General features: G+C 32.4%; 17 protein-coding genes. 4 read left to right on the top strand and 13 right to left on the bottom strand.

Annotation, left to right across the window (positions count from 1 at the left end; translation table 11 throughout):
- Positions 1-71: 71 nt before the first annotated feature.
- Positions 72-458, top strand: a complete 387-nt coding sequence (locus B5S50_RS19995; protein WP_065076514.1) for a SatD family protein — start codon at positions 72-74, stop codon at positions 456-458.
- 12 nt (positions 459-470) lie between these two features.
- Here the strand turns inward: B5S50_RS19995 and B5S50_RS19990 are convergent, their stop codons facing one another.
- The 12 genes from B5S50_RS19990 to B5S50_RS19935 form a co-directional block, all read right to left on the bottom strand.
- Complete coding sequence (locus B5S50_RS19990; RefSeq protein ID WP_065076515.1) at positions 471-1,247, bottom strand: SatD family protein; 777 nt, start codon at positions 1,245-1,247, stop codon at positions 471-473.
- Between the two features lie 633 nt (positions 1,248-1,880).
- Positions 1,881-3,182 (bottom strand): pyrimidine-nucleoside phosphorylase, encoded by a 1,302-nt coding sequence (locus B5S50_RS19985; protein ID WP_217302672.1) that lies wholly within the window; start codon positions 3,180-3,182, stop codon positions 1,881-1,883.
- Between the two features lie 15 nt (positions 3,183-3,197).
- Positions 3,198-4,379: a phosphopentomutase gene (gene deoB / locus B5S50_RS19980; RefSeq protein WP_217302671.1), complete on the bottom strand. Its 1,182-nt coding sequence runs from the start codon at positions 4,377-4,379 to the stop codon at positions 3,198-3,200.
- A 111-nt stretch (positions 4,380-4,490) separates the two neighbouring features.
- Complete coding sequence (deoC, locus tag B5S50_RS19975; RefSeq protein ID WP_217302670.1) at positions 4,491-5,135, bottom strand: deoxyribose-phosphate aldolase; 645 nt, start codon at positions 5,133-5,135, stop codon at positions 4,491-4,493.
- Positions 5,136-5,179: 44 nt separating this feature from the next.
- Positions 5,180-5,578, bottom strand: coding sequence for a cytidine deaminase (locus B5S50_RS19970; protein WP_065076518.1), 399 nt, complete (start codon positions 5,576-5,578; stop codon positions 5,180-5,182).
- Positions 5,579-5,695: 117 nt separating this feature from the next.
- A complete protein-coding gene (locus B5S50_RS19965) occupies positions 5,696-6,907 on the bottom strand; it encodes an ABC transporter permease (protein WP_065076519.1) in 1,212 nt (403 codons plus the stop codon).
- A gap of 1 nt (position 6,908) precedes the next feature.
- Positions 6,909-7,616, bottom strand: a complete 708-nt coding sequence (locus B5S50_RS19960) for an ABC transporter ATP-binding protein (RefSeq protein ID WP_217302669.1) — start codon at positions 7,614-7,616, stop codon at positions 6,909-6,911.
- Positions 7,613-8,692, bottom strand: a complete 1,080-nt coding sequence (locus B5S50_RS19955) for an efflux RND transporter periplasmic adaptor subunit (protein ID WP_217302668.1) — start codon at positions 8,690-8,692, stop codon at positions 7,613-7,615. Before B5S50_RS19955 ends, B5S50_RS19960 begins: the two co-directional genes overlap by 4 nt.
- Positions 8,693-8,839: 147 nt before the next feature.
- Complete coding sequence (locus B5S50_RS19950) at positions 8,840-9,508, bottom strand: Yip1 family protein (RefSeq protein WP_065076522.1); 669 nt, start codon at positions 9,506-9,508, stop codon at positions 8,840-8,842.
- Between the two features lie 320 nt (positions 9,509-9,828).
- The gene (locus B5S50_RS19945) at positions 9,829-10,572 is read right to left on the bottom strand and encodes an ATP-binding protein (protein WP_217301826.1); all 744 of its coding nucleotides are present in this window, start codon (positions 10,570-10,572) and stop codon (positions 9,829-9,831) included.
- A complete protein-coding gene (gene istA / locus B5S50_RS19940) occupies positions 10,565-12,130 on the bottom strand; it encodes an IS21 family transposase (RefSeq protein WP_217302289.1) in 1,566 nt (521 codons plus the stop codon). Before istA ends, B5S50_RS19945 begins: the two co-directional genes overlap by 8 nt.
- Positions 12,131-12,504: 374 nt before the next feature.
- Positions 12,505-13,137 carry a TrkA C-terminal domain-containing protein gene (locus B5S50_RS19935; protein WP_065076523.1) on the bottom strand — a complete coding sequence of 211 codons (633 nt, stop codon included), beginning with the start codon at positions 13,135-13,137 and terminating at the stop codon, positions 12,505-12,507.
- Positions 13,138-13,610: 473 nt separating this feature from the next.
- On the opposite strand from B5S50_RS19935, the gene dapB reads away from it, so the two are divergent.
- Positions 13,611-14,438: a 4-hydroxy-tetrahydrodipicolinate reductase gene (dapB, locus tag B5S50_RS19930; protein WP_254306636.1), complete on the top strand. Its 828-nt coding sequence runs from the start codon at positions 13,611-13,613 to the stop codon at positions 14,436-14,438.
- Between the two features lie 79 nt (positions 14,439-14,517).
- Here the strand turns inward: dapB and B5S50_RS19925 are convergent, their stop codons facing one another.
- The gene (locus tag B5S50_RS19925; protein ID WP_217302666.1) at positions 14,518-16,761 is read right to left on the bottom strand and encodes a cell wall-binding repeat-containing protein; all 2,244 of its coding nucleotides are present in this window, start codon (positions 16,759-16,761) and stop codon (positions 14,518-14,520) included.
- A gap of 247 nt (positions 16,762-17,008) precedes the next feature.
- Here B5S50_RS19925 and B5S50_RS19920 point away from each other — a divergent pair, with 247 nt between their 5' ends.
- Both B5S50_RS19920 and B5S50_RS19915 read left to right on the top strand, forming a co-directional pair.
- Entirely contained in the window at positions 17,009-18,157 is a 1,149-nt protein-coding gene (locus B5S50_RS19920; RefSeq protein ID WP_065076526.1) for an SH3 domain-containing protein, read from the top strand.
- A 146-nt stretch (positions 18,158-18,303) separates the two neighbouring features.
- A complete protein-coding gene (locus B5S50_RS19915; RefSeq protein ID WP_065076527.1) occupies positions 18,304-18,834 on the top strand; it encodes a nitroreductase family protein in 531 nt (176 codons plus the stop codon).
- The last annotated feature ends 330 nt before the right edge of the window (positions 18,835-19,164 follow it).

Raw genomic sequence — 19,164 nt, 5'->3', positions numbered from 1 at the left:
TTTATTTCACAAGATAACTATGTAACAAAAATAATGCAATGTAAGTATGATTGCATTCTAGGAGTGATATATTGAATTATTTAACTATGATTTGTGATTTAAGGAAGTCAAGAAAGCTTGTAAATCGAGAAAAAGTTCAATATCAGTTAATTGACCTGTTAAAGGAAACTAATAAAATATTTCAATCAATAATAGTTGTTCCTTTTATTATTACTATAGGTGATGAATGGGAAGGGTTGTTAAATTATGATTGTAATTACATGAAAATCTTAGATTTTTTTCATAAGGAATTAGAATCAGTTGACTTTTATTGTGGTATTGGCATAGGACCTGTTTCTATTAAGAATTTTCAATTAACTGTAAATCAATTAGATGGTCCATCATTTTACCTAGCTAGAGATGCCCTTATAGATGCCAAGAAGCAAAATCTATCTATTGTAGTAAAAACGTATTTATAATCCTATTACTTATTAAATAGAAATCAATAAATTTATTAATAGCTTTACCATTTCATGGTTTCGTTGAATAGTAAAATATTCAGCACTATTTAACTTTTGACTTATTCCTCCTATAGTCTCATTTAATTTATCTGCATTTTTTTCTATTATTTTTCTATAAGATTTATGTTTCATATATTCAATATATATTATCTTTTGCTTCCGTGTCAGCTTACTTTTTAGGATCTCATTATTTTCTATAACAACATTTATTATATCATCTAAAGAAATTAATTCATTACAATCTACTGCATCCACTGCAACTTCTTCATTAAAGGGAATGTTCCATTTTGTTTTAAAAAAATGATTTTGTACTGCTATGTGATTCATTATAGATTTTAAAAAAACCTTATTCGTTTTACTATAAATATATTTTGTCCTTTTTTTAGATGATTGTTTTGCAATATTTATAGCATCCCGGGCCATTATAAAGCATGACCCATCCATCCTTCGGGTATCTTCATAAATATCTGTCTTTAGTTCACCTATTCCAATTCCTGAATAAAATTTTACATCATCTTGCCAAAGCAGTCTTTGAAAATCATGAACAATATCATAGCAGTTTTCAGGCTTACTTGTAATAAGCTGCCACTCATCCCCAAGGGTAAAATTTATTTGAGAAACCAAGCTATCATAGTACTTTTCATATATTAAATCAAAATACCCTTTTAACTTTTGCTGCAGCATCTCACGATTTGGTATATTCCTAGAATCAACAATATCCATTGTCACTACACCATACAACTTCAACTTAGTTTTCTCCCTTCAACCTAAAAACAATTTTAACCATATTATACCACATAAATTCTCCAAATAGTAGAAAATAAAAAAGTATATAGAGTTTCTAGTTTGAAAGTTGACTTATGCCAGCCATATACTGACAAATTTCATCACACTAAAAACTTTTAATAAGTCTAAAGTTCAGTATTTTGAAAATCTAAAGGAGCTTATATAAACTCGTGCCTCAGACATATATAAGCTCCTAAGGTTTTCTAAAATACCTCACTAAGACTTATGGAAAAGTTTTTAAATGTGATTTCAATTTTGTCAGTATATTCTATGCATAAGTTCAAATTTCAAGCAGAAACCCCCGTATAGATAATTAAACTTTACAATCTATATATGAGTATTCTAACTAAAAAATCAACTTATATGCAGGCATATTTTTACAATAATGAAGCTCTTTTAAATATTTTGTATATAAGGCTTAGGGAAAAATTTTTTAAAAATCTAGAACTTTTGAATTGTTTGAGGTACGAGTTTTCAAAAGTTCTCAGTATTTTTTAAATTTTTTCCTTAGCCTTATCAAAATATTTGATCGAGCTGAAGGTTGTAGAAAATATCCGGAGTATAAGTTGATTTTTCGTTTAGAAACTCTATTATTTATTCTGTTATAATCTTGTGGATCAAAACTGGTTTTTCTGCATGAGAACTTATAGTGATATTCTCGTAAATCTTAGCTTCTACATCTTCTACATCTTCACGGTTTGAGTAGATAGTCATAAGTGATTCACCTTTTTCTGCCTTATCTCCTACCTTTTTATTAAGAACTATTCCTACAGCTAAATCAATTTTATCTTCTTTTGTAGCTCTTCCTGCACCTAAAAGCATTGCTGCTATACCAATTTGGTCAGCTACCATATTTGAAACATATCCACTTTCCTTCGCAGGAACAGGAATTTTATATTTTGCTTGAGGTAATTTTTCAGGATTGTCCACAACTGATGGATCTCCACCTTGATTTTTAAGGAATTCCTTGAATTTTTCTAATGCTTTACCATTCTTTATTGCTTCAAGTAATTTCTCTCTTGCTTCTTCTAACGTCTTTGCCTTTTTACCAAGTACAACCATCTGGCTTCCAAGAGTTAAAACAAGTTCTGTTAAATCTTCTGGTCCTTCTCCTCTTAATGTATCAATAGCTTCTTTTACTTCAAGAGCATTTCCAATTGCAAATCCCAAAGGTTGAGACATATCAGAAATTATTGCCATAGTCTTTCTGCCTACATTATTACCTATTTTAACCATAGCATGTGCAAGTTTTTCTGAATCTTCTTCTGTCTTCATGAAAGCTCCTGCACCAGTTTTAACATCAAGTACTATTGCATCTGCTCCTGCTGCAATCTTCTTGCTCATTATTGAACTTGCAATTAGTGGAATTGAATTTACAGTCCCAGTTACATCACGAAGAGCATATAACTTCTTATCTGCTGGAGTCAAGTTACCAGTTTGGCCCATAACTGCAACTTTACTGTTGTTAACAAAATCAATAAATTGTTCTTTTGTAAGTTCAACATGGAATCCTTTTACTGATTCAAGTTTATCAATAGTTCCACCTGTATGTCCAAGTCCACGTCCTGACATCTTTGCAACAGGTATACCTAGAGATGCAACCATAGGTGCAAGAACAAGTGTTGTTGTATCTCCTACTCCACCTGTTGAATGTTTATCAACTTTTACACCATCAATTGCTGAAAGATCAATAGTTTCTCCAGAATGAACCATTGCCATAGTAAGATCTGCTCTCTCCCGATCAGTCATATCCTGAAAATAAATTGCCATTGCAAGAGCACTTGCTTGGTAATCAGGAATTGAGCCCTTAGTATAGCCTTCTATAAAAAATTTAATTTCTTCTGTAGTTAATTCTCCTCCTTCACGTTTCTTTTCAATTATATCTACCATTCTCATTTTTACATGCCACCCTTATGTTAATTTTTGCAAAAAGCTTTCACCATATTTAGGCATCTTAACTTTAAAGTTATCCGCAACTGTTGCACCTATATCTGAAAAAGTCCTGCGTATTCCAAGATCTTTTCCTTCTTCAAATCTCTTTGAATAAACAAGTAAAGGTACAAACTCCCGGGTATGATCTGTTCCCATATATGTTGGATCATTACCATGATCTGCTGTAATTATAAGCAAATCATCTTCTCTTAACTTCTCAAATACTTCAGTGAGTCTTTTATCAAATGATTCTATGGCATCTCCATATCCTATTGGATTACGTCTATGTCCATAAATTGCATCAAAATCAACTAAATTAGTAAAGCTGAGTCCATGGAAATCTTCATCAAGTACGGAAATAAACTTATCCATGCCATCCATATTTGATCTAGTTCTAATTGCTTTTGTAACTCCTTCGCCATCAAATATATCTCGGATTTTCCCAATAGCAATTGAATCCAAACCTGCATTCTTTAGGTAATTCATTACTGTTTCAACAAAAGGTTTTAATGCATAATCATGTCTATTTGAAGTTCTCTTAAATGTTTCCGCTGTTTTTCCAACATACGGTCTAGCAATTATTCTTCCTAATTTATATGGTTCATCTAGTGTTATATCACGGCAATATTGACATATTTTATATAACTCATCTAATGGTATAACTTCCTCATGTGCAGCAATTTGAAGTACAGAATCTGCAGATGTATATACTATAAGTTCTCCGGTCTTAAGCTGTCTTTCTCCAAGTTTCTTTATAATTTCCGTTCCACTAGCTGGCTTATTTGCTATAACTTTTCTTCCAGAAAAATCCTCAATCTTCTTAATTAATTCATCTGGAAAACCATTAGGAAAAACTCTAAATGGCTTGTCAATATAAAGCCCCATCATTTCCCAATGTCCTGTCATAGTATCTTTTCCACGAGAAGCTTCCTGCATTTTTGTAAAATAAGCTTTGGGATGGTGAGCCTTTTTTACTCCTTTAATTTCATATATATTAGATAATCCCATAGCTTCCATGTTAGGTATATTTAATCCGTTCTTTTTTTCTGCAATGTGCGCTAATGTATTAACACCAACATCACCAAATTTTTCTGAATCTGGTGCTTCGCCAATGCCAACAGAATCCATAACTATTACATGTATTCTCTTAAATTCATTCATAAAAATCACTCCTTACATATATATTATACGATTAATCCTACAATAGTTGTTGCAAATACACTTACTAGTGTTGCTCCATATAATAATTTTAATCCAAAACGCACAGCTGCATTATTCAGATACAATAGCAATACCTGCACTTGCACCTATACGGGTTGCACCTGCTTCAATCATATCTAAAGCCTCTTGTTTAGTATGGATACCACCAGATGCCTTAACTCCCATATCTTTTCCTACTGTTTTACGCATGAGTTTAACATCTTCCACTTTAGCTCCATAGTTTGAGAACCCCGTTGATGTTTTTACAAAATCTGCTCCTGCTTTTTTAGCTATCTTACAAGCTCTAACTTTCTCCTCTTGTGTTAAAAGACAAGTTTCTATAATAACTTTTACTAGTGTCTTTCCTTTTGCAGCTTCTACAACAGACTTTATATCATTTTCTATGTACACATCATTTTTATCCTTTAGTTCTCCAATATTAATGACCATATCAACTTCCTGTGCACCATTTTTGATTGCATCCTTTGCTTCAAATACTTTTGTTTCAGTTGTATTAGCTCCAAGAGGGAATCCAATAACCGTACATACCTTAACTTCACTATCATGTAACTTCTCACTTGCTAGTTTAACCCATGTCGGATTTACACAAACTGAAGCAAAGTTATACTTCTTTGCTTCTTCTGTCAATTTAATTATCTGGCTTTTTGTTGTTTCCGGTTTTAATAATGTATGGTCAATCATTTTAGCAATATTCATAGTAAATCTTCCTTTCATACAATAATTCACAATAAATTTTAACATCATTTATTTAAATCTTCTTTGGTAAAGGCTCCTGGTAATAATTCATTTAATGTTTTAACTATATATTCACCTTCACCTTTTCCAAGTATTATCTCTGCATCCTTTGAAGCAAACTCTGCTATAACCTGTCTGCAAACTCCACAAGGGTATGTATAATCGTTCTCTACTCCTACAATCGCAATCGCTTTTATAGCTCTATTTCCTTCCGATATAGCTTTAAATATTGCAGTCCTTTCTGCACAATTTGTTGCGCCATATGAAGCATTTTCTATATTACAGCCTGTATAAACCTTTCCATCTTCAGCAAGTACAGCTGCTCCAACTTTAAAATTGGAATAGGGAGCATAAGCATTTTTTCTTCCCTCAAAAGCTTTAGAAACTAAATTTTTATAATCCATTGAAATTACATCCTCCCCCTCAATTACTGCTTTACGCTGTCCATAAATTCACTCTCCCCGTACTCTAACTTTCTCCTAATCATATTATATAGCCTTTTTAAACAAATCAAAAAATTTTTATTCATATCTTAAAGCTTCAATAGGGTCCAGCTTAGCTGCCTTGCTTGCCGGGTATAGCCCAAAGAATATACCAATTGCTGATGAAAATGAAAATGCTATAAATATTATCTTAAATGATACTGGTACGGGCATCTTTAAGAAAGATCCTGCAATTTTACCTATTGTGATACCTAATATAGTTCCAATAGTTCCACCTATAAGGCACAGTATTATAGACTCCATTAAAAATTGTACTTTTATATCTCTAGTTTTTGCTCCAATAGCTTTTCTTATGCCTATTTCTCTAGTTCTCTCTGTCACAGATACAAGCATTATGTTCATAACACCTATACCACCAACTAAAAGCGATATAGCTGCAATAGCACCTAATACACCTGTTATAACAGATAATGATTTATTTAGATTTTCAAGCTCTTTAAATCCAGTTTGAGCTGTATACTTGTTTTTGTTTTGATGTTTATTTTCAAGAATTTTTACCATTTTGGAACTTATTTCTTCAGCTTTACTCATGTCGGATAACATTACTGACATATAACCAATATCGGTATTTGTGAGTATTCTATCAGCAATAGTTATAGGTATAAATATTGCACCGGGAGCATTATCTGACATAGATCCGAGATTGCCATTGGGATCTTTACATACTCCAACTATGTTTAAATCTATATCTTGGTCATCTGAACTTAATTTAATACTTTCTCCAAGAGCATCATTTGTATTGTGAAATAACTTTACGGCTGTTTTTTCATCTATAATTGCTGCAGTTGACCTTATCTCTACATCATGTTCTTTTAAAAACCTTCCATTAACCATTTTTATGTTTGAAAGTTTATCATAACCTTCTGTTGATGCCACAATTTGGACACGCTTGGATTTATTTTCATTCTTCAAGTTTCCATCTCCTCCAAGCGTAGGAACAACTGATGTAACTTCAGGTATTTTCTCCTTTATAAGGTCTATATCATCCATAGTAAAATAATCTCTTTTTTCTATAGCACTATCTGAAGACTGATTAAGCTGGAGATTAATTACATTGCTTCCCATACCCTCAAATTGTCCTGTAATATATTGTTTTGCTCCAGCACCCATAGACACTATAGTAATTACAGAAGATATTCCAATTATTATTCCCAGCATAGTTAAAAAAGATCTTAATTTATTTGATTTTATACTTTGTAGTGCAGATTGAAAGCTTTCTTCAACATTCATATTACTTCTGCCCCCTAACTATGGTTCTTTTTTCTACTGGATTATCTGAAATTATAGTTCCATCTTTAAAAACTATGGTTCTTTTTGTATGCATAGCTATGTCAGGTTCATGTGTAACCATAACAATAGTTACTCCTTCATCATTTAATTGCTGAAAAATCTCCATTATTTCTTCACTAGAAACACTATCTAAATTTCCTGTAGGTTCATCTGCAAGTATTATAGTTGGATCATTTACTAAAGCTCTTGCAATGGCTACCCTCTGTTTTTGTCCACCAGACATTTCATTTGGTTTATGATGAAGTCTATGAGATAATCCAACTCTATCTAGAGCCCATTTAGCTTTTTTCTCTCTCTCTTTTTTAGATACTCCTGCATACATCATAGGCAATTCCACATTAGCTATAGCTGTAAGCTTTGGAAGTAAATTAAATGCTTGAAATACAAAACCTATTTTCTTGTTTCTTATATCAGCTAAACTGTTATCATCTAATGATGATATATCTACACCATCTAAATAATATTTTCCATCTGTAAGTTTATCTAAACAGCCAAGCACATTCATAAGAGTAGACTTGCCTGATCCTGACGCTCCCATTATAGCTACATATTCTGTCTTTTCAATTTCTAAGTTAATTTTCTTTAGAGCTTTAAGCTTTACAGCACCAGTATCATATATCTTAACTAAATTCTCCAATTTAATTATCACTTATTGTTCCCTCCTGCTTGAGTCTCTACAATATCTCCATCTTTAAGAGTATCTGGAGGATTTGATACATATTTTTCTCCTTCATTAAGACCATCTATAACTTCCATATAATCATCTGTCTCTATACCTGTGCTTATATATCTTTTTGAAACCTTATTTTTGCTGTTCACTATGTAAACATATTTTTTCTTTGTACCTTTTTCTTCTTTCACACTATCAAATCCCATAGAAACTATATTTCTTTTTTCATTAAATATAATTTCTGCATCTGCCTCATAACCTACTTTTATACTATCATCTGCGTTATCTAGAGTTACTATCACATTTACTTTGGCTTCCTGGCTGGTAGCCTTAGCATCAGCCTTAACTTGAGCTATTTGTCCCACATCCGTAACTGAACCAGTATATTTTTTTTGATCATTACCTTTTATTTTAACAATGGCTTTTTGTCCTTTTGCAACTTTCATAGCATCATATTGACTCATAGCTATAGAAACTTTGTATTGTGAAATATCGTCTACTATAACCATATCTCCTGCTTTAGGAACTTGATTTTCCTTAGCATCAACTCTCATTACTCTTCCATCTACATTAGCTCTTACATTACTTTGTTCTATTTTGGCATTTAAATTGTCTATTTCAGCTTTAATAGAATCTGTTTGATTTCCTACATTATCTTTACTAGCCCCTGGTACTGCTTGCGATTGTGATACTGCATTTTGAGCATTCTTTAAATCAATCTTTAGCTTTTTTAGTTCACTATCATAGTCAGATGTATCCATTTGAACTAAAATATCTCCCTTTGTAACCTGTTGTCCTTCAGTTACTAAAACCTTCGCTACCTTCTGGGTATTATTTAAAGTTATATCATTGCTATATTTCGGTTCTATGCTTCCTGAAACCGTAGTACTTTGAACTATATTTCTTTTGATTACCTTAGATATAGTTACTTTCTTACCTTGTGATTTCCTCGACTTTACATAAGAAGATATTCCTATAGCTGTAATTATAAATATAACGGCTACTATAATTGCTAATTTTTTCTTGTCTTTTATAAAATTTAATTTAAGTTTCATTTATTTTCCTCCCCATTTTTTCTACAGTCTTACTAAAAATTATAAACTTTTTTCCAAACTATTCAAATAAAGATAAAACTGACACTGTACAAAAACAATGCCAGCTTATGTAGCTGCACAAAGTACTATTCAATTTCAATAATGTTTTTAAACTAAAACTATAACAACTACTGAAAGGATATAAATTATAGCAACTATAGCTGCTGATTTTTTCATATTCATTTTACATACAACAGAAGTACCAATTGCTGATAAAACTATACTCCATATATAGAAAAAGTTTATACATGAAAATAACTTATAAATTGTACTTTTCATATCTGTTGATGAACTTAAAACTAATGTGAGGCTAGTTGAAATATTTTTTATATTTTGTGGTTCTGTAAAAAGCATTATTATTCCAGTTAAAATTCCAGCTATTAAAACTGGAACATAAGCTAAAATATTTACACAATATAAATTTTTAAAGTTTCCAGTTTCTTTTAAAATAGAAGCTATAACTTTAATCAATACAGTACTTATTAATGTTACTAGTGCTGGCGTAAGCAATGCCCCAATTATCGTGGAAATTGTAATTCCAGTTTTCATAATTGGAATTGCAGCTTGAGAAAAGTTTGGCATTTCCTGAGCTTGTAAAATAGTATAGCTTGTAAGCTTTGGTAATTCTATTATAGCAACAATTAACTGAACTAGTGTTACAGGTATTAAGTATCTCCATACTTTAGGATTTTTATTGACCCTTTCCATTGTTTTTCTTGGTGAAATTATAGCACCAGTAATATTTTTTAAAATTCCATCTTTATTTTCCTCTGACATTTAACTTTCCCTCCTATTTTTAAATAATTCTCCCCTACATTCTACTTGCTAAAGCATGTTTATATTGTATATATACATTATATACAACGTAAACATAAAAATCAATTTATTCATTTAAACAGTAAGCATTAGTTCACCCATTTGTAAAGAATTATTTATATCCATTTTTACCTCACATATATCATTTAATAATATATCATTAAATGATATATGTGTCAACAGTGATTATTTCGCGGAAAAGAATCCAGTACGGAGCATAGCTCCGTACCAGTAATAATCCGTCTTGAATCCAGCAATTCACGGAATGAATCCACTTGAAATTATAGCTTGTGTTTAGCACAGTACTCACGCATGTTCAGGGATCCTGTTTCAACCCAGATTGCATTATGTACTATTCTGTCCATGATGGCATCAGCATGAACACCACCACCAAGTCTTGAATGCCAGTCTTCCTGACGGTATTGCGTGCAGAAGATAGTAGATGTTGAATCGTGTCTGCGTTCAATCAGTTCGAAGATGAAATGCTGTTCTTCTTCAGAGATATCTTCAAGTAGCCATTCATCCAAAATTAGCAATCCATAACAGCTATACTTCTTAAGTAGTTTTGCTGAGCCCTTAGTGACTAGAGAAGCCTCATCATGCTCTACTAATAAGTCTGGAAGTCTTATATACCTAGTTTTGATCTGATATTTGCAGGCTTGCCTTCCAAGTGCACATGCAAGATATGTTTTGCCAGAACCGGTAAAGCCTTGAAAAATGACATTTGAATTGTTTCCAATGAACTGGCATGTGGACAATTCTTGAATCACCTGCTTTTCAATACCACGTTCTGAATAATAGATATCATTTACTTCGGCTTTGGGAAGCCTGAACTTTGAAAGCTTCATAAGTCGCTGAATCTTACTGTTATATTTCTCCTGGTAAAGATAATCCATCAGCCTTTGTATGCGTTCATCAAATTGCAGAGTGACACAGTTGATGTCTCGCTGCTGTATTTCCAATGCAGTAATGAGTTCACTAAGATTCAGTTCACGCAGTTTTCGTTTTGTTTCATCGTTAATCATTACTGCTACCTCCGTAATACTCTGCACCACGTACATATCCACCTGTATTTTTCTTGGGTTTTACGGATGCATTTTTATTTTCTAGATAAATCTGGTCTTGATTAGTAGCAAGAATAGATTTAACATGATGATAGCGGGGCGTTTTGACTCTAGTTAGTGCCAACTCGCAGGCAGTTTCCAGACGGGCTTCTGAATAGGTTTTGCTCAAGCGTAAAACGGACAGGGATGGGTTGTATCCCTGTTCTTTTATTTTTACTCCAGCAAATATCCTATCAATAACCTCACCGGTACTGCTTCCGATAGAATAAGCCCGTCGTCTGATTCGTGTATTATCCCATTCAGGTTGTTGGAACTGATCAGGCATGTCTTCAGCGTGTGTTGAATAACGATTGATTACATAATCAGGAAACTTTGTATGGGTAGCAACACGTTCCCTTGATATATATATTTCCAAGTTAGAATCGGTAACTTTTAGGTCTGCTGTTTTACCAACATATTGATAAGGGCAGGAATATCGATTCTTGTTATAGACCACGTGACAGTCAAGATTTACTTTTCTGCCATAAATCCATTCAGCGATTTCATATGGGATGATTGGAAGATTATGAAGATAACTCTTTTCTTCTTCAAAAACTGCCTTTCGGCTTCCCTCACGTTTTTGGAACTTTTTGTTATTAAAGTCCGTAAGGGCATTTGAGACACCCATCTTTAATTCATGAAATGAGTAATAGAGCTTATTACGAAGTTTAGCAATGATGGCAGTTGCTACCTTTCCAACAGTACCTTCTACTGATGCTTTCTGTTTAGGTTTTCTGACTCCGGTTGGCATGATTGCTGTCATGTAATGAGAACCAAGTGCCTCATAATTGTCGTTAAGTATGATATCGCCTTCTTTAGGATGGGATATAACACCAGTTTTGAGATTATCGCAAACAGTACGGATGGTGACACCACCAAAGAATTCATACATGTGAATATGACATCTAAGCCATGTGTCCTGCTTCATATCAAGACAGGGCTCTACATATGAATACTGGCTATATGGAAGTGTAGCAACAAACAGATATACGGTAATCACTTCACCTGTTGTAGCATCAACATAAGACATCCCTGGTCCTGACCAGTCTACTTCTGTGATGACACCTGGCTTGTGATCCAGATGATTAGTCAGTTTGTTTGCAATCGTATAATCACTGTATCCCTCGCAGAATTTAGTGTAGCCCATAGAGATTTCGTTGGAGCTATTACATTTATCACAGTATTCCTGCCAAAGCAGTTTTAATGTAACACCAACTTTCTTCAATTCTTTGTGAACATACTCATAATCAGGATTCCTATACATATTTTCGATGACATGCTTATCCGGATAGAAAATCCGATATACGATTTCCTCATCCATGTCTTTGACAGTATCGAAGGTAATGCCGAGAGAATCAGCGATGTGAAACACATCACTAACAGAGTTTTTAGACATATGCCTGGTAGCTGCAATTGTGTTACGTGACATACGTGCTGCTCGAAGCTCTAGGATGAGCTTCACTTTGATTTTATTGGCCATAAAAAGGCCTCCCTTCTGTAAAATTAGGTAGCTTTTAGCTCCATATTTATTGTACAGAAGATTTATGAATAAGTGGAATCATTCCACGAATGACCTTATAAAAAACAGAGTGGAATCATTATGCGAATAGGTGGCTCTCAATTGCGTATTGATGGCTCCGTGAACGCGAAATAATCAAACAGGGATAAAAATAGCTTTAACCTATTATTTTTTTGTGTATATATACAAAAATTAACTTTCTTTATTTAAAAAAGTCAGATTACCTTATCTGACTTTTCCATTCTACTATTTTAATTAATTTATCTATCTTTAACTGATTTAAACTTTCTTTTTTCTTTTCCAAAAGCCTTAAAGACTAAATTTTTGTAATACTATTAATTATTATTTCCATAAAGAAATTTTTTGATTTTATGGTACACATCTTCTTCACCTATTGCTAAAAAAATATCTCCTTCTTTAAATACAGCATAAGGTCCTGGAGAAAGTATTAAATTTCCTTCTCTACGTATACCTATTATAGTAGCATTTGTATTTTGCCAAAACCTACTTTCTCCTATTGTCTTTCCTATAATGCTGAGTCCCTTATATATTTTAAATTCAAAAGGCATGAATGGATTAATGTTTACAAACCTATTTGAGTAATCTAGGAGTTCATTAATTCTTTCTCCAATTTTTTTTTCAATTTCATTTCTCTCATTTAATAAGTCAAAAATTTGATTTTTAGATTTATTCATGGAACCTATGTCCTTAAATTTATTTATAAATTTCAAACAATTATCCACGGACTTAACAATAATTCCACTGCCCTTTATCACTTCTACAATATCCACTTCATTTAAAAGCATAATGGCTCTTCTTACAGTTTCAGGAGAAACATTATAATGACTTGAAAGAGATGATCTTCCATGAAGTTTATCCCCTATGGAAAAATCACCGTCTAATATTCTATTAGCTATATCAATTGCTATCTTCTGGTATACAGGTTTTGTAACATTTTGCGATGACATTTTAAATTTTACTTCAAATTATTTGTAACTTGAAGTAAAGCCTCCTTCCAATAAAATCCTTATAAACAGAGTTCTTGGTTTCAGATGGAGTTTTTTCTCCATCTGAAACTTAGAAATCGTTATCCAAGCGCGTAGCATTGCTTATCCCCCCACTTTGATAGAAGATGGGGGGTTAGAAATGGTAGCGATTGGATAAATCAACATTAAGTATAAATTATTATTTATACTATGTAAATAATAATTTAACAATTTGTTGGAATTAGTAATTAAAATTTCATATGAACCCTTGATCTTCACTAAAATAGAACTAATTCAAGTTATGTATAAATTATAAACACATATTAACTATTAATGACAAGTGACAACTTGTGTGATAGAATTAAGTTGTTACTAAATTTAAAATAGGATAAATAACAAAAATGACGTCAATACTTGAAACTTTTCTTGTAAGCGTCAAAAAGGAGGTAATTTATTTGATCAAAGTAGGTCTAATAGGTTTAGGTAAAACAGGAAAATATATCGCAGAAGGTGTTTTACAACAAAATAACATGAAAATAGTAGCTGCAATCTGCAGTCCTAACAGTGAAAAAAAGGGAATGAATTTAGGAGAGTTACTTGGCAATTCTAAAACAGATGTAAAAATAACTACTTCTAATGAACTCCAAGCTACTATTTTTAAAACGAAACCGGACGTTGTGGTAGACTTCTCAAATCCTCAAGCTGCCATAAAAAATGCAATCATACTATCAAAAATGAAAGTAAATGTAGTAATAGGTACAACAGGTTTTTCCAAAGAACATATTGAGAAACTTAAAAACATACCCTATAAGTTTAAAAACGGCATAGTTTATGCCCCAAATATCACTTTAGGAGTAAACGTTCTAATGTTACTAAGCAATATTGCAGCTACTATATTAAATAATTATGACTTTCAAATCGTAGAAATGCACTATAAAAACAAAAAAGACTCCCCATCAGGAACTGCATTAAAATTATACGATGAAATAGAGCATGGTCTTCAAATATCTGGAGTGAAAAATAAACCTATTCCAATAAATTCTGTACGTGCCGGAGGTATAGTAGGAAAACATTCCGTTCTTATAATTGGTGAACATGACAAAATAGAAATAAGTCATGAATCTTTTTCAAAAAAAGCTTTTTCACTAGGAGCCCTTAATGCCGTAAACTACATTTATAAAAAATCCGGATACTACGAGATGAAAGATGTATTAAATCTAAAAAAAATACTTCGTGAATACATTGACAGCCTAGACAATGAAGCAGTTAGTTCCCAAATTTAAAAATTAAACCATTTTACTGAGTCATATCTTTAATTCTAATTTATGACCACCCTTAAAATGGGTGGCCCGTTAAAAATCTCTATTTAGAATATTTGCTAATCCAGCTTACTATATCATCTATAATATACTTTGGTATATTACCCTTTCCATACTCCTCAGGAGTCATCTTGCCTTCTCCTTCTATAAAAAAGTGATTTAACTTATCATAAGAATTATATTCTATATTTTGTTTATCTTTTAATATACTTTTCCACTTTTCTAAATTAGAAGCAGCCACTTGATAATCTCTTTTACCTTGAAGAATAAGCAGTGGATCTTTTATATCTACTGCATCCTGTACTTGAGTTGAATTCTTAACACTCAACCAATAATAGGGATATGCATGAAAAATCATAGTATTTTCAGATATATTTTCAGGAAAATCTTTATTGTTTTTTACTAAGTCATATAAATTTTGTATATACTTTAGATTATCTTCATCCATATATCCTATTGAATTTAAATATTTACTTTGCTCTAAAAGTGTGTCTAAAAAATCTACCGGTCCTGCCATCATTATTCCACCAGCTGCACCGCTATTGCCGCAATCTTTTAATATGGTTGGCGTAAGCATTGCCCCCTGACTGTGTCCTAAAACAAAGACCTTGCTGGAATCAATTCCTTCAGTTTTCTTTAATAATTTCACTGCATCTACTGCATCATTTACTGTTTCCTTATTTAAATCAAGTTTTGTATCTATTGCAGTTAAGGATGGATATTCATTTGACCTCTTATTATAGCGAAGCACTGCAATTCCCTTTGAAGCAAGTCCTGCAGATATATCCTTAAATACCTTTGTGTCCCCATAGGTCTCGTCCATATCATTAGCGCCACTTCCATGGACAAGCACTACTGCCGGGAATGGTCCCTTTCCTTTAGGTATGCTCAATACTCCTGGGAGTTTATACTTTTCATCTCCTATAGCCACATTTTCTTCAGTAAAATTATCTGTATTTACATAAGTTGGAAGTTTGTAATTGCTTTCCCCCGGGGTAGCTTCAGATGTGAAATCATATACCTTTTCATCATTGTCATATTTTATTTTTATATCTACATTTGTAGGAAGTCCTTCTACTTTATAGGTTAACGTAACCATATTACCAAGAGGCAACTTTTCCTGCTTTATATCTAGAGGTTTTGTATCCATTCCTTTAAAGCTCATACTAGAAAAACAACTTTTCATTATGCTTTCTCCATATTCTGATTTTAAATCAGTGCTTAATCCTTTCACAGCCTCATCTATTTTTTTATTTAGTAAACATGTCATAAAATCCTGAGCTTTAGATTTCAAGTTTAGGGGATTCAAAATATCCTCTAAATTTTTAGAAATCATATTTTCTCCTCCAAGTATTACAATCTCATTCACCTTTTGATCCTGTATATAAGATTTAAGCTCCTCTACATTACTTTCATCAGTTATTACTATAGGCGCCTTAAATTTAGCTGAAAGAGCAATACCAGAAAGTGCATCTGGAAAGTTTTCCCCGCTTGCAACTACTAAGTTTTTCAAATCTTTATTGAAATATTTGCATATATTTATAGAAGTTTCATATCTATCTTTACCTTCTATTCTCACTACATTTTGTGATACTTCTTTCAATTTACTCTCTATATTGCTGCTTACAGAACTGATTCCTCCTATAACATATATATTAGAAGGTTTTATTTCCCTAATTTTTTCTTCTATCTCATTGGGCAGGTTTTCAGAAGGAGTTATAAAAACAGGATATCCTTTATAGGAAGCTATGCTTGCTATACTTAAAGCATCAGGAAAGTTGTCACCATTTGCTACAATTACTGGAGTTCCTTCCTTTAAATCTACTTTGCTTACTATTTTTACATTGGTTTCATATCTGTCTTTTCCACCTAATCTTATTATTTTATTAAACCCTTTTTCTTTAAAATACCGTTCAAATTCACTATTTACAGAAGCTTCCCCTCCTAAAATATATATAGTTCCTTCTTTTTTTAAATGATTTTCAATATAACCTAATGTTTTATCACTACTTTTTATATTTTTACCTACAAGCATTATAGGATAATTTCCTAATTTCTGTAGACATCCAGCTGAAAGTGCATCTGCAAATTGTTCTCCACTTGCAACTATTACACTGTCCAATTGTCCTTGCTGAAAATAATTAGCTATATTGCTGCAGGTCTCATATCTGTCACTGCCATATAACCTTTGTACACTAAAGTTGTCGTCTGCATAAGCAGGATAAGATAAAAAAGTACAAGTTGCTAAAGCTATCACAACACTTAATTTAGTATTTCTATTTAGCATAATGCTCCCCCTCTTTTATATACTATATTTGTTATAATTCTTATATTTGTTATATTTGTATTATAACAAATATAAATTAAAAAAACAACGGGTATAGTGTCTGGAGTTTGGTATATTACCCCTTAAATACATTTTGGCGTTAGATCATTCCAACTTTTGATGATTGATAACATATGATTGTATTATTATAATTTAATTAGGTTCTAATATTGAACGTTTTCAAAATATTCTTGAAAGGATGGAAAAAATGAAAAAAAGCTTAGCTAAAATTTTGCTTCCATTGATTGCATTTACCTCAGTGATGAGTGTACCTTTTTACAAAGTAAATGCAGCTTCACAAACTCCAATATCAAGAACTCAAGTTGAGCAAAGGGCCGCAAGCTTAATGGATTTAACTTGGACATACTCTGCAAATAAAAATAGTAATATATCTTCTCAATATGCATCAAGCGTTACACTCCCAAATCAGTTTAAAGGTGTAACAACAGCTACTTTTAAAGGTATACCTTATTCTTGGGGCGGTATTGACGGAATTAATACCAATTCTTACAACGCTCCGTGGACAAACTTTCTCGATGCAGTTAACAAAGGCGCCTTTACAGGAAACGTAAATACAGATGCAGGTCTAGGATATATACCTGGGACCGCAGGAATAGATTGCTCTGGTTTTGTACAAGCTTCTTTTAATATTTCAGACTATAAACAATCAACAAGCACCTTATTAAACAACTATTTTAAAAAAATTGATTTAAACAGTCTACAACACATGGATATCCTAGACAAGCCAGGTGATCACGTAGTTATTTTTGATAAATGGGGAACTTTAAATGGAGTACAAGGTGCTTTTACCTATGAATCAACACCTGATCAAACTTACGGTGGAATACAAGGTGCTAAAAGATATTTTATAAGCATGAACACAATTAACCAAGGATATATACCTGCACGTTATATAAATATAGTTGAAGATACAACATCAACTCCTAAATTCAAAGTTGGAGGGTACGCTCAGGTTTCTAATGTGACAAGTTATGCAAATTTGAGAACAAACCCCTCAACAAGTTATGCTATTTTAACCACTGTTCCAAAAGGTACTATTTTAAACTTAATCAATTACTCAAATGGATGGTATCAAGTTACCTACAACGGACAGACAGGATGGATCTGGGGAAACACCCTTGGTTCAGTACCAGCAAATCAATACGTAACTATTAGCGGTGTATACCAGTTAAATATAAGAGCAAATTCATCGTCTACATCACAAATAGTTGGGGTGCTCTCCCAAGGACAATATGCACAGAAAATTGGTCAAACTTCAGATGGTAGCTGGTATAAGATCCGTATAAATGGAATTGAAGGATGGTCTTCCTCAAAGTATTTAACCTATATTAAATAGTAAAAAAGATTGCACAAGTTTTACTTTACGTAACTTGATTGCAATCTTTTTATTTTTATGCAAATAATTTGATAAAATGTTATTATAATAATATATTGTTAGGTTTTATTACCTTAAGTAAATATCATATAAAGGAGATTTTAACTATGGAAATGATGAAAGCAATAGCAGTGCGTAAATCTACTCGTAATTATAAAAGCGAGCAAATTAGTGATGATTCTTTAAATATTGTACTTAATGCAGGTTGTGCTGCACCTGTAGGAATGGGTGCTTATGATTCAGTTCATTTAACAGTAATTCAAAATTCTACTTTACTAGATAAAATTACAAAAGCAACGGCAAACGCATTTGGCAGCCCAAATATGAAACCTTTTTATGGTGCTCCTACTTTAATTGTTGTTTCTGGTAAAGCAAATGATAAAGCACCTCACATTGAAATAGCTAATGCTGCTTGTGTTATCGAAAATATGGCTCTTGCTGCTACTGATATTGGTTTAGGTAGTGTGTATTTATGGGGATTTTTGGCTTCATTTTCGAAAGAGAAAGAATTATTAAAAGAACTTAATTTACCGGAAGGCTTCGTACCCGTTTCTGGTATTGCATTAGGCTATCCCACAGAGCCGCTGACCAAAGAGAAAGAATTAAAACAAACTATCAAAATCAATACTATAAAATAATACTTGAAACAAAAAGGCAAGGAATCCTAAAACTACATAGATTTCTTACCTTTTTATTACAAGTTAATGCTGTTTAACTTTTCTATAAACAGAGTTCTTGATTTCAAGTGGAGTTTTTTCTCCATCTGAAACTTAGAAATCGTTATCCAGGGGCGTAGCAGCCGTTATCCCCCCACTTTATAAGAAGATGGGGGGATTTTACGGCTGGTAGCCATCGGATAAAAAATTATCATAAGCACAACTGCAACAAGTGCCATGATAGCTGCATAATAAAATGGTGCTCTGTTATTTATATTATCATAAAGTACTCCTGCAATAACACTTGCAGAA

Source organism: Clostridium sp. 001 (assembly GCF_019056555.1).
In the GTDB taxonomy this organism is placed as follows: domain Bacteria; phylum Bacillota; class Clostridia; order Clostridiales; family Clostridiaceae; genus Clostridium_B; species Clostridium_B ragsdalei.
Note: the sequence above shows the minus strand (reverse complement) of the source record. Positions and strands in the feature narration are given on the sequence as shown.

Excerpts from the sequence above, each read along its gene's own strand:
- B5S50_RS19985 (WP_217302672.1), bottom strand. The coding sequence starts at position 3,182 with ATGAGAATGGTAGATATAATTGAAAAGAAACGTGAAGGAGGAGAATTA.
- deoB (WP_217302671.1), bottom strand. The coding sequence starts at position 4,379 with ATGAATGAATTTAAGAGAATACATGTAATAGTTATGGATTCTGTTGGC.
- deoC (WP_217302670.1), bottom strand. The coding sequence starts at position 5,135 with ATGAATATTGCTAAAATGATTGACCATACATTATTAAAACCGGAAACA.
- B5S50_RS19970 (WP_065076518.1), bottom strand. The coding sequence starts at position 5,578 with ATGGATTATAAAAATTTAGTTTCTAAAGCTTTTGAGGGAAGAAAAAAT.
- B5S50_RS19965 (WP_065076519.1), bottom strand. The coding sequence starts at position 6,907 with ATGAATGTTGAAGAAAGCTTTCAATCTGCACTACAAAGTATAAAATCA.
- B5S50_RS19955 (WP_217302668.1), bottom strand. The coding sequence starts at position 8,692 with ATGAAACTTAAATTAAATTTTATAAAAGACAAGAAAAAATTAGCAATT.
- B5S50_RS19950 (WP_065076522.1), bottom strand. The coding sequence starts at position 9,508 with ATGTCAGAGGAAAATAAAGATGGAATTTTAAAAAATATTACTGGTGCT.
- B5S50_RS19945 (WP_217301826.1), bottom strand. The coding sequence starts at position 10,572 with ATGATTAACGATGAAACAAAACGAAAACTGCGTGAACTGAATCTTAGT.
- istA (WP_217302289.1), bottom strand. The coding sequence starts at position 12,130 with ATGGCCAATAAAATCAAAGTGAAGCTCATCCTAGAGCTTCGAGCAGCA.
- B5S50_RS19935 (WP_065076523.1), bottom strand. The coding sequence starts at position 13,137 with ATGTCATCGCAAAATGTTACAAAACCTGTATACCAGAAGATAGCAATT.
- B5S50_RS19925 (WP_217302666.1), bottom strand. The coding sequence starts at position 16,761 with ATGCTAAATAGAAATACTAAATTAAGTGTTGTGATAGCTTTAGCAACT.
- B5S50_RS19920 (WP_065076526.1), top strand. The coding sequence starts at position 17,009 with ATGAAAAAAAGCTTAGCTAAAATTTTGCTTCCATTGATTGCATTTACC.
- B5S50_RS19915 (WP_065076527.1), top strand. The coding sequence starts at position 18,304 with ATGGAAATGATGAAAGCAATAGCAGTGCGTAAATCTACTCGTAATTAT.